Origin of the sequence: Peptoniphilus hominis (ex Hitch et al. 2025) (assembly GCF_040096015.1) — a bacterium.
Taxonomy (GTDB): Bacteria; Bacillota; Clostridia; order Tissierellales; family Peptoniphilaceae; genus Peptoniphilus_A; species Peptoniphilus_A hominis.
In genome coordinates this window covers 1-12270 of the sequence record NZ_JBBMFO010000010.1, presented here as the reverse complement: position 1 = coordinate 12270, position 12270 = coordinate 1, and the positions used below count along the sequence as shown (strand labels likewise).

The window sequence follows — 12270 nt, the reverse complement described above, 5'->3', positions numbered from 1 at the left end:
TTTGCTCCTAATTCAGTTTCTCTTCAATAATTTTTACCAGTTTATCAGCATCTTGTGAAAGTTTAACAGTGTCTTCGCCTTCAATCATAACGCGAACAAGAGCTTCTGTACCAGATGGTCTAATTACAACTCTTCCACTTCCGTGATAAGCTTCTTCCACTTCTCTTATTGCCTTAATTATATCAGGAAATTCTTCGTATCTATTTTTTAATTCGTCTCTAACCCTTGCATTTTTTAAAACTTGTGGATAGTCCTTCATAAGTCCATTTAATTCTGACAATTTTTTGCCAGTTTTTTTCATAATTTCTAAAAGGTGTATTCCCGTTGCAAGTCCGTCACCTGTTGTATTGTAGTCAAGGAAGATGACATGACCAGATTGTTCTGCCCCAATTATATAATCATCCTTTAACATTCTTTCCAAAATGTATCTGTCCCCAACTTTTGTTTCTATAAAATCAACGTCTATGGATTCAAGGTATTTTTTTAAGCCCATATTTGACATTATAGTACCTACAGCTGCATTATTATTAAGTTTATTATTTTCCTTTAAGTATGTTGCAGCAATTGCCAAGATGTGGTCGCCATCAACAACCTTTCCCTCTTCGTCAACGGCAATAATTCTGTCGGCATCTCCGTCAAAACTCATGCCAATATGAGATTTTTCACTTTTAACAAGTTCTTCAATTAATTTTGGGTTTGTTGAGCCGCACTTATCGTTGATATTTTTGCCATTGGGCTCATTATTTATAATTTTTACCCTTGCTCCATAGGCTTTTAAAACTTCTTCTGCTATAAAGGATTGAGCGCCATTTCCTGCATCTACTGCAACTTCAAATCCATCAAATCTCTCATCAGTAAGTCCCTTTAAGTAAGAGATGTATTTTTCTGTAAATTCATGAGACCTATTTACTCTTCCCACTTGGTCTCCCGTTACATCTTTATAAATTTTTGTAGTGGAAAGAACTTTTTCTTCAATGTCATCTTCGAGACTGTCGTCAAGCTTAAGTCCATCGCTAGAGAAAAACTTTATGCCATTGTATTCAAAAGGATTGTGTGATGCAGATATAGAAACTCCGCAAAGGTAGTCACCAGTCCTAGTGAGGTAAGCAACTCCTGGTGTAGGAATCACTCCAGCCACATCTACATCAAGTCCAAGGCTCATAAAGCCTGCAATAAGAGCAGATTCTACTAAATCGCCTGAAAGTCTTGTGTCCCTTCCAACTAAAACTTTTCCCTTTTTATTTTTTGTAAGTACAAAGGCAGCTGCCCTTCCAATATCGTAGCATAATTTTGGAGTTAGTTTTTGATTGGCAATGCCACGAACTCCGTCTGTTCCAAATAATCTTGTCATTTTATCACCTGTAATTTTTATCTATATAATCTATTAAGTAGTCTCTCTTGTTTTTCTCTGGGTCATCTAAAACTAAGTTTTCAAGATCTTTTAAGATTTTCCCAATAATCTTGCCTTCTTTAAAACCCAAAGCTTTAATGTCATTTCCATTTATCTCTAAAAACTTTTCAGTTTTCATTTCTTTTTCGTCTAATAGTTCTTTTACCCTATTTTTTCTCTTTATAATAAAGCTTGCATCTCTATCAATTCTAGTGCACTTGCAATCGGCAATTAAAAGGTCGTAGAGGTCCAATACATTATCTCTTCCCACTCTTTTTATCTGCCTTCTCAGTGCCTTATCTGTCATTTCACTGTGAACCTTCATGTGGTCTAGAATTAAAATTTTTACCTTATCAATAATTTTGTTGGAGACTCTGTATCTCTTTAAAATTTCAGAAACTAAATCTGCTCCCAAAACTTCGTGACCGTAAAAGTGTCCCCTGCCATCTTCGCCAATGGAAAGTGTGTCAACCTTTGATATGTCGTGAAAAAGCGCCGCAAGTCTAAGAGCTAAGTCCGGTTTCACTTCGTCCATTACACAAACTAAGTGATCAAAGAGAGTTTTGTCGTGGTAGGGAGAAAATTGTGAGAAGCCAACTGTCCTCTTTAGCTCTGGAAAAATTACATCGAGAACTCCAGTCTCGTCCATTAAAAGTAGATAGTAAGAAGGTCTTTCTGATGTTATCATCTTTGAAAACTCATCAAAAATTCTCTCTGGGGAAATTTTTTTAAGGAGTTTTCTTTCAAAGGAAATTGCATCGAAAAGTTCATCTTCAATATAAAAATCAAATCTACCTGCAAACCTAATTGCCCTTAAAATTCTAATGGCATCTTCTTTTATTCTTTCATGAGGGCTGCCAACAGCCCTTAAAATTTTATCATCTAAGTCCTTTTTTCCTCCAAAGGGATCGTAAAGCTCTCCACTTGAATCCATAGCCATGGCATTTATTGTGAAATCTCGCCTCTTCAAATCTTCTCTTAAACTTTTTGAAAAAGTTACATTTTCTGGCTTTCTAAAATTTAAATACTTGCCATCAATCCTAAAAGTCGTGACTTCGTAAAGAGTTTCATTCATTAAAACGCCAACTGTGCCAAACTCTTCGCCTATTAATATAGTTTTAAAATCTTTAAAAACTCTTTTTATTTCCTGAGGCTTTGCAGAAGTTGTTATGTCATAATCGTGAGGATGAAGACCCAAAAGTTTGTCCCTGACGCAACCTCCTACAATGTAGGCGTCAAAGCCTTCCTCATTTAGTTTATTTAAAATAAATAGCACTTCTATTGGCATTCTATCACCCTTTTTATTATATCATATTGTCCTTAATTTAAAATTATATAATTCTTCTTCAGCTTATTTATGGTATAATTAACTAAATTGGAGGTAGCTATGAAAAAATTATTAATTGTTTTAGTATCTTTTACTTTAGCACTTAGTCTAGCAGGCTGTGGCAAAAAAAGTGCTAAGGCAGAAAAAACTAATGACGCAAAAATATCTTCTGTTGCTGTAGAAAAAGAAGCTAGCGAAGAAGAAATTACTACATCAAACTTTGACAAGGAAGCTGTTAATGAACTGATTAAAAACTCTGATTACATATCAAGAGTTAGAATTTCAACTTCAACAGCAGAAGGCATGAACACTTCTTTCTTAAAGGACTATAAGGGCGACTTATCACAAATTGAAGTAAGCCTTCCTAAGACTCTCACACCAAACAAAGAATACATTGTATTCTTTAAGGATGATGACAAGGGTGAAGTTTCACCTACAGAAAGAGATGGAGCTTTTATTGAACTTCAAGGTGACAAGGATTCTAACTTAATTTATATTGAAAAGCAATTTGACCCAAACTCTTACACAAGTACAAGTAAATAAGGAGGAATAATAAAATGAAAAAATTTAAATCACTTATATTCTCACTAGTAATCTTAATTTTTATTAGCTCAAATGTATTTGCAGCTAGAACCCCAGTAATTGAGTACAATGGAAAAATTATTAAATCAGACGTTGCACCCTTTATTCAAAATGACAGAACCATGGTTCCCATTAGATTTATTTCTGAAACACTAGGTTATGAAGTAGGTTGGAATAATGATGCAAGACTTGTTACTGTTAAGGGCAAGGACACTTCAATTGAATTAAAAATTGATTCAAAAAAGGCAAAGGTTAATGGAAAAGATCTTGAACTAGATGCACCAGCTATTATAAAAAGCGAACGCACTTTTGTTCCCCTAAGATTTGTTGCTGAAAATTTAAAGGCTGAAGTTAAGTGGGACAATGACAACTTTAAGGTAATTATTAAGGACTCAGCAAATTCTTCAATACTAGATTTATCAACTGATGAAGAAACATATGTAAAGGAAATTAAAAATTTGCAAAATGATTTGACTAAATCTATTGTCAATTTAAAATCAAGTTTCTTTGAAAATGCAGCAAAACTTTCAGATGCAGATTTAAATGCTGCCTACGACAGAGCAGATTCTGAAATTAGAAATACTGTTGATAAGATTAAAAATATGAGCGTGCCAGATAAATTTAAAAATTCTCACGATTACACTGTAAGGGCAAGCGAAAAGGCACTAGAAATTTTGCCTGGCCTTAAGGAATCTATTATGACTAAAAATGAAGATTCTGCCAAAAAATTTATTATTGAACTAAATGATTTCCAAGTTAAGATGCAAGAAGCTAAGGATGCCTTTGAGGCAGCTCTTAAGGGTCAAACTTACAACCCTCAAAAGGACATCCAAGTTTACAACGACGAAAAGAAAAAACAAGATAGTACAAATAATTTATTACAAGATGAAACTTTGAAAAATATTTTTAAGAAAATCTAATTATTTCGAGTTTATTTAGAAAATTTATATTTAAATAAGATTAATAAATTAGGACAAGAAAAATCCCCTCAAGCCTGAGGGGAAATTTTTTGTCCTTCTTTTTTTTAACTTTAATAAATTTTAATTTTTTAAGCTGGCAGCTTTCTTTAAATAGCCTCTGTTGTATTTATCTTCGCCTTGTTCCATGTTTCTCTTGGCTTGTGAAAGCATTAGTTTAATTCTGTTAAATTGATTTACTTCTGATGCTGATGCGTCATAGTCAATTGGAATAATATTTGCCCTTTCGTAGGAATTTCTTATTGCCTTTATGACGCCCTTGCCTGTGATGTGATTTGGAAGACAGCCAAAGGGTTGGACGCAGACAATATTTTCCACTCCAGACTCAATTAGTTCCACCATTTCGCCAGTCAAAAGCCATCCTTCACCATATTGGTTTCCAAGGTCAACATACTTTTCTGCATAGTCAATTATCTCTTCAATTTTTTCAGGAACTATAAACCTTGTAGGTTCAAGTGCCAATCTAATATGCTTTCTGTAGGATTCAATGTAGGAAATTCCCATTTCACATACAAAGGCAGTAAGTCTTGACTTTGAAAGTTTATCAGCCTTTGCCCTTGCGTTCTTAAAGGAGTACATCATAAAGTCTGTCAAATCAGGAATAACAACTTCTGCCCCTTCCTTTTCAAGAAGTTCTGCCACATGATTGTTGGCAGCTGGATCATACTTGACTAAGATTTCTCCAACGATTCCAACTTTCGGTTTCTTTTCGTTTGTTATTTCAAGTCTATTAAATTCTCCAATCATCTTGTTAATGTTGGATATAAAAGTTTTCTTGCTGCAATTTAAGTCTTCTGATGTGGTAATGTCAATCCATCTGTCGCGCAAAATATTTGCTGAACCCTTTATAACTTCATAAGGTCTTGTTGCTTGAGTAAGTCGCATGATGAGATCTGCGTAAAGCATTCCTTGAATTAATTTTCTGCCAATTCTAACTAATTGTTTTTTGTCAAATTCAAGACCTGTGTGCTTTTCAAATCCTTGGAAGGAAAGTCCAATTACTGGCACATGACCGTAACCTGCATCCTTTAATGCCTTTCTAATAAAGCCAACATAGTTTGATGCCCTACAAGCGCCACCAGTTTGACTCATGAGAAGAGCCAAGCGGTTTGTGTCATACTTGCCAGATTTTACTGCATCAATAAATTGTCCAACTACAAAAATCGAAGGATAACAAGCATCGTTATTTACATATTTTAATCCTTCGTTGACAACCTTGTGACCAGAATCTTCTAGGAGTTCAATGTTTATTCCCTCATGTCTTAGGATTGGTTCAAAAATGCTAAAGTGAAGTGGAGACATTTGCGGCATTAAAATTGTATAGTCTTCCTTCATTTCCTTTGTAAACATTACTGGATCATCGTCAAGAAGTCCTTCAAGTTCAGCGTCTATTTTTTCAAATTCTCTCTTTTCTGCTGCTTCAATTAAGGACCTAATTCTAATTTTTACGGCACCTAAATTTGAAACTTCATCAATTTTTAGGGCAGTATAAATCTTGTTGTAGGACTCTAAAATATGTTGAACTTGGTCAGTTGTAACTGCATCGATTCCACAGCCAAAGGAGTTAAGTTGAACAAGCTCTAAGTTTTCATGTTCTCCCACAAATTTTGCCGCCCTGTAAAGTCTTGAGTGATAATTCCATTGGTCTAGGACTCTAAGTCTTGAGTCGATTTCAACATTTCTTGCAATTCCATCTTCAGAAATTACAGCAAGACCTAGGCTTGTAATTAGTTCTGGTATGCCGTGATTTATTTCTGGGTCAATGTGATAAGGCCTACCTGATAAAACTATTGCCCTTTGATTTTTTTTAGTCACTTCTTCTAAGATTCTGTTGCCTTCATTTAAGACATCAAGTCTATACCTGTCTTGCTCTTCATAGGCTGCACGGACAGCTTTTTTCACTTCGTCTTTAGGTATGAAGTCGAAGATATCAGAAAGTCTCTTCTCAAGTTTTTTTCTGTCGTCAAAGGAAATAAAGGGATTCATAAATTTTACTTTTCCATCAATTATGGCATCCACATTGTTCTTTATAACTTCAGAGTAGCCTGCCACCACAGGACAGTTTAATGTGTTGTCTGCCTTTTCAAATTGCTTTTCTTCATAAAATACTGCTGGGTAAAATATAAAGTCAAGTCCCTTTTCTATCAGGTCTTCTATGTGACCGTGAGAAATTTTTGCTGGATAGCAAGCAGTTTCACTGGTAATTGTCTCTATTCCCTTTTCGTAAATTTCCCTTGATGATTTACTTGAAAGGACTACTGAATATCCAAGCTCTGTGAAAAATGTATGCCAGAAGGGATAGTTTTCATAAATATTTAGAACTCTAGGTATGCCCACTAGACCACGCTTAGCTTCCCTTTCTGAGAGTGACTTGTAGTCAAAGACCCTTTCGTATTTGTAGCGGAACATATTTGGCAGCTCATCTTCTTTACTTCTTAAGCGACCTGCTCCCTTTTCGCACCTGTTTCCTGTGATGTATCTCTTTCCATTGGGAAATACATTTACAGAAAGGGCACAATTATTTGTGCATTGTCTACAATTTGTTGAAATTGATTTATATTCAAATTTTTCTAATTCTTCTTCAGATATTAAATTAGATTTACCTGTAGATTTTTCTTTAGAAATAAGTGCCATTCCAAGTGCACCCATAAGTCCTGCAATGTCAGGTCTTGTAACATCAACACCAGTCAAGTTTTCGAAAGCTCTTAAGACTGCATCAGACAAAAATGTGCCGCCTTGAACTACTATGTGTTCGCCTAATTCCTTAGGGTCCCTAATTTTTATTACCTTTTGAATGGCATTTCTAATTACAGAATAGGCAAGTCCTGCAGAAATATCTGGCACTGATGCCCCTTCCTTTTGAGCTTGCTTTACATTGGAATTCATGAAAACTGTGCAGCGTGAACCTAAATCTACTGGTTTTCTTGACAATGTTGCCTCCTTGGCAAATTCTTCTGCACTCATATTTACTGAATGTGCAAAAGTTTCAAGGAAGGATCCACAGCCGGCAGAGCAAGCTTCATTTAGAAGTATTGATTCTATTACGCCATTTCTAATTTTCATGGACTTCATGTCTTGTCCGCCAATGTCTAAAATAAAGTCCACTTCTGGATCAAAGTATTTGGCAGCAGTAAAGTGTGCGATAGTTTCAACTTCGCCAAAGTCTAAATTAAGTGCAGCCTTTAAAAATTCTTCCCCATATCCAGTTGTGCCGCAGCCAGCAAAGTACGCCTTGTCATTTTTTTCTTTATAAATTTCTTTTAAGTTTTCAATGGCTATATCAAGAGGATTGCCCTTATTTGACCCATAAAAACTGTAAAGTAGTTCATTTTTATCAGAGATTGCCACAAGTTTTGATGTGGTTGAGCCTGAGTCTATGCCCAAATAAATTGGTCCTTCATAATTTTTTAAATCCACTTTTTTAAGTGACTTAGTCTTATGTCTTTCACGAAAGGCTATGACTTCTTCATCACTTGTGAAAAGTGGCGGCATTACATCACTTTCCTTGATGTTTATGTCGGCGCTCTTGTTTACGCGATTAAATAATTCCACAAAGGAAATTGGCTTTGAGTCAAAACTTGAAAGAGCTGCTCCCAGTGCCACAAATATTTGTGAATTTTCTGGAGAAATTATTTCATCTTCACTTAAATTTAAAGTTTCAACAAATCTTTCCTTTAGCATTGGCAAAAAGTGAAGGGGCCCACCTAAAAAGGCAACATTTCCCCTAATTGGTCTGCCACAAGCAAGGTTTGAAATAGTTTGGTTGACAACTGATTGGAAGACAGAAATGGCTATGTCAGACTTGCTGGCACCTTGATTTATCAGTGCTTGCACATCAGTCTTGGCAAAAACACCACAGCGAGATGCTATTGGATATAATTTTTCATAATCCTTTGCCATTTCATTTAAGCCAGAAGCATCAGTCTGAAGAAGAGAAGCCATTTGATCTATAAAGGCACCAGTGCCTCCAGCACAAATACTGTTCATTCTCTGTTCAACAGACCCTCTTAAGTAAGTAATTTTTGAGTCTTCGCCACCAAGTTCAATGGCAACATCAGTTTTTGGAATGAAACAAGATATTGCCTCCCTTCCAGCCACAACTTCTTGGATAAAGTCTATATCCAAAAATTTGTGGACAGAAAGACCACCACTTCCAGTTACATTTACAGTAACTGTCTCATATTTGAAGTCCTTATAAACTTCATTGATGACATCCTTTACAGTTTTTCTAACATCAGAATAATGTCTTCTATAAGTTTTATACAAGATATTTAATTTTTCATCTAATATTACAAGTTTTACAGTAGTGGAACCAACATCTAATCCCATATGAATTAGCATACTCTACTTCTCCTTTCAAATTAAAAGCAAATTGAGTATAATTTCTAATACTTCATTTAAAATAATTTATTTTAATTTTATTAATCTTTTATTAACTAAAATATAATGAAAAATAATTATTGCACTTTCAGTGCCTTAATTCAATATTTTTTTAAATAAAGTTTGATATTTATTATAAAAATATTAAACATTTCTTAACTTTTCGTTTATATCTATTATAACCGAAATTGTGAACTTATAGTGAAATATTTACTTAATTTCAAAAATTTTACAATAAAAAAAGAGAAAACACAGTTCTCTCTTTAAAAACAAATATAGTTTAAAAATAAAAAAAGATAGGCAGGAAACCTATCTTTCTTTTAAGTAATTAGTCTTCAGGATTTGGAGCACCAACTGGGCAAACAGCTGCACAGCTACCGCAATCGATACATTGAGCTTCGTCAATTGTATAGATATCTCCTTCAGAAATACATCCTACTGGACATTCTGGTTGACATGCACCACAAGCGATGCAAGAATCGTTAATTACATATGCCATTTAATTTACCTCCATAAAATTATACCAAAATTTATGAATTTTTATATTCATAATGTTCTGACATAATAGTAACATAATAATTTTAATTTTTCAATAATTATTGTTATTTTTTTATGATGAAATTTTATTAATTTTATTAAAAATAATAAAATTTCTCTATTTTATAAGCTTTTGTGACATTTTTTAAATTCCAAAACCTTAAAAATTTATTTTTAAAATTATCCAACTATTTATTAACACTAATAATTCATAGCATTTTACTATGTTTTATTTCTCCTTAAAAACTCTAAGAGAATTTAAAATGCATATAAGGGCAACTCCCACATCGGCAAAAACAGCAAGTGGCATGGAAACATATCCTATTGCGCCAAGAACTAGGACTACTACCTTTAAAATTAGGGCTATAAAAATATTTTGATAAGCAATCTTTTTTACTTTTTTTGCAATATCAATTGCTCTTACTACAGAAGAAATGTCATTTTTTAATAAAACTATATCTGAAGTTTCAATGGCGATGTCAGATCCGCTGCCCATACTTATGCCTAGGTAGGCGCTTGCTAGTGAAGGCGCGTCATTAGTTCCGTCTCCAACAAAGGCAATCTTTTTATTTTTTTCGATTTCCCTTATTTCCCTAACCTTGTCATCAGGAAGAAGTGATCCCTTGTAATAATCTATTCCAACCTCAGTGGCTATTTCCTTAACTACATTTTCCTTGTCGCCAGAGAACATATAAGTCTTTACGCCCCTCTTGTGAAGATTATCAACACTTTCCTTTACTCCTTCTTTTATCTCATCTTTTAGTTTTATAATTCCCAAAATTTCATTTTTATCGGCAACAAAGACATCTACAAAATTTGAACTTCCTTCCTTTTCAAGTTTTAAAGAAAAGTCGTCCATTAATTTTTTATTGCCAACTAGATAAGATTTGCCTCCTAATTCAAACTCAATTCCCTTACCACCAATGTTATTTAAGTGTTCAGGCGTCTTTGCAGTTTTAAAACTTTTTACAATTGCCTTTGCAATAGGATGAGTTGAGTACATCTCTCCCACTGCTGCAATTTCCAAAATTTCATCTCTTGTAGCCTTTATTTCTTCAACTTCTGCGAGAGTAAATTCGCCCTTAGTAACTGTTCCTGTCTTATCAAAGGCAACACCATCAATATCTGTCAAAGCTTCAATAGAATTTCCTCCCTTTACAAAAATTGATCTTCTTGAAAGAGAGCCAATTCCTGCAAAAATTGTAAGAGGAACAGAAATTGCTAAAGCACAAGGACAGGATATTACCAAAAATATGGCAGCCCTATAAATTGATTCTTTAAAAGTTAGTGAACTTGCAAAATTTAAAACTAGGAAAAGTAAGATTGCAAGACCTATGACAATAGGTGTGTAAATTTTTGCAAATCTTGTGATGAATTTCTCAACTTTTGCCTTGTTTGTACTGGCATTTTTTACCATGTCAATAATTTTTGCAATTGTCCCCTCTTTATATTCCTTTGTAACTTCAACTTCAAGAGATGAGTCTAAGTTGACAAAACCTGAAGTTATTTCGTCACCAACTTCAAGAGAAATTGGTGCAAACTCGCCAGAAATATTTGAAGTGTCAAGATTTGATGCACCCTTAATTATTTTTCCATCGAGAGGCACTTTTTCTCCAGGCATAATTACAATTACTTCACCAACAGAAACTTCCGTTGGATCAACTTTACTTATCTCCTGACCCTTCTTTAAATTTGCAAATTCAGGTTTTAATTTTAAGGCTTCTCTAATTGATTTCTTTGAACTATCTACAGCCCTATCTTGAATTATTTCGCCAACAGTATAAAATAGCATTACAGCAACAGCTTCGGCGTACTCTCCAGAAATAATAGCTGCAATAGATGCCACTGTCATTAGAAATTTTTCATCCATAAAATTTCCCGTGGCAATTTTTGAAATGGAAGCTTTAACTATATCGTATCCAATAATTACATATAAAACTATGTAAGAAACAAATCTAATTTTTTCAGGAAGATTTAAAAAATGTAGAATTATTATTCCAAAAAAGACAAAGATACACTTATAAATAGAAAAGTTTTCTTCCTCCTCTTCTTCCTCAATCTCTTCATTTAAGTCTTCTGTAACTGTTACGCCATCTTCTATAGAGTCAACTATTTCTTGAATTTCATTTTTTAAATCCTTAGATTCTTTTTCAGATTCAAAAGTAAGCTCATCATTTAAAAAATCGTAGTTGAGATTTATCATGCCAGGCGTCACTTTAAGTTTTTCTTCAATTTTTCCTGCGCAGTTTGCACAAGTAAGTCCCTTTAAGTGAAAAATATATTTATTCATAATTACCTCCCGCTAAAATAACACAAATTAGAATTCGATATTTGTTCATACGTTCATTATAGGGTTAATTTAATTTTATGTCAATATCATTTTTTAACTTTATTTTTTTTAAGAAGTATGAGATAATGCTTGAGCAGGGTCCCTTAAATAGGTTGAAACTATAAAAAGATTTTAAATTTTTTGTAAAAAATAGTTGACAAAAAACTTCTGGTCCGTTAGAATAGATAAAGTAAGTTGCTAAAGAGTGACCTTCGATTTGGAGAAATACTCAAGTGGCTGAAGAGGCTCCCCTGCTAAGGGAGTAGGTCCCGATTAGGGTCGCGAGGGTTCAAATCCCTCTTTCTCCGCCAATGGTGAGGGCCTTTAGCTCAGTTGGTTAGAGCGCCCGGCTCATAACCGGTAGGTCCCGGGTTCAAGTCCCTGAAGGCCCACCATTAACTTGCCCAGATAGCTCAGTCGGTAGAGCAGAGGACTGAAAATCCTCGTGTCGCTGGTTCGATTCCGGCTCTGGGCACCATAAGAGTACCAAGTCTGGTACTCTTTTTTTTTTTATTGTTTTTTCCTAAATTTAATATTTTTAAGTTTTAGTTTTTATTTTCTCCCCATGTCACATAAAAAAGTTTTTTATAAGGAGTCCAATAATGTTTTACATATATAGAAAAAGAAAGACTCCCACTAAGGAGCCTCAAAATTTAAAATATAATTAAAAAGGCTCTATAATATCTGTTGGGGAGTAAATCTCTAACAGATATTTTTATATAAAAAAATTGCACTTATACGCATTTAG

At 34.1% G+C, this 12270-nt stretch carries 7 protein-coding genes and 3 tRNA genes; 5 read left to right on the top strand and 5 right to left on the bottom strand.

Annotated features, from left to right (window positions below):
• Nucleotides 1–7 precede the first annotated feature (7 nt).
• Nucleotides 8–1351, bottom strand: a complete 1344-nt coding sequence (gene glmM, locus WMO19_RS04445) for a phosphoglucosamine mutase (RefSeq protein WP_349170346.1) — start codon at nt 1349–1351, stop codon at nt 8–10.
• Nucleotides 1352–1355: 4 nt separating this feature from the next.
• Nucleotides 1356–2678 (bottom strand): CCA tRNA nucleotidyltransferase, encoded by a 1323-nt coding sequence (locus WMO19_RS04440; RefSeq protein ID WP_349170344.1) that lies wholly within the window; start codon nt 2676–2678, stop codon nt 1356–1358.
• Between the two features lie 99 nt (nt 2679–2777).
• Here WMO19_RS04440 and WMO19_RS04435 point away from each other — a divergent pair, with 99 nt between their 5' ends.
• Nucleotides 2778–3260: a hypothetical protein gene (locus WMO19_RS04435; RefSeq protein ID WP_332086585.1), complete on the top strand. Its 483-nt coding sequence runs from the start codon at nt 2778–2780 to the stop codon at nt 3258–3260.
• Between the two features lie 14 nt (nt 3261–3274).
• Nucleotides 3275–4219: a copper amine oxidase N-terminal domain-containing protein gene (locus tag WMO19_RS04430; protein WP_332086586.1), complete on the top strand. Its 945-nt coding sequence runs from the start codon at nt 3275–3277 to the stop codon at nt 4217–4219.
• A 120-nt stretch (nt 4220–4339) separates the two neighbouring features.
• Here the strand turns inward: WMO19_RS04430 and WMO19_RS04425 are convergent, their stop codons facing one another.
• From WMO19_RS04425 to WMO19_RS04415, 3 genes are all read right to left on the bottom strand, one after another.
• Nucleotides 4340–8617, bottom strand: coding sequence for an acyl-CoA dehydratase activase-related protein (locus tag WMO19_RS04425; RefSeq protein WP_349170341.1), 4278 nt, complete (start codon nt 8615–8617; stop codon nt 4340–4342).
• A gap of 367 nt (nt 8618–8984) precedes the next feature.
• Entirely contained in the window at nt 8985–9155 is a 171-nt protein-coding gene (locus tag WMO19_RS04420; RefSeq protein WP_019124611.1) for a DUF362 domain-containing protein, read from the bottom strand.
• A 267-nt stretch (nt 9156–9422) separates the two neighbouring features.
• A complete protein-coding gene (locus WMO19_RS04415) occupies nt 9423–11483 on the bottom strand; it encodes a heavy metal translocating P-type ATPase (protein ID WP_349170339.1) in 2061 nt (686 codons plus the stop codon).
• Between the two features lie 258 nt (nt 11484–11741).
• Here WMO19_RS04415 and WMO19_RS04410 point away from each other — a divergent pair.
• From WMO19_RS04410 to WMO19_RS04400, 3 genes are all read left to right on the top strand, one after another.
• A tRNA-Ser gene (locus WMO19_RS04410) sits at nt 11742–11833 on the top strand.
• A 7-nt stretch (nt 11834–11840) separates the two neighbouring features.
• Nucleotides 11841–11917 (top strand) — tRNA-Ile (locus WMO19_RS04405).
• 7 nt (nt 11918–11924) lie between these two features.
• Nucleotides 11925–12000, top strand: a tRNA-Phe gene (locus WMO19_RS04400).
• Nucleotides 12001–12270: the final 270 nt, after the last annotated feature.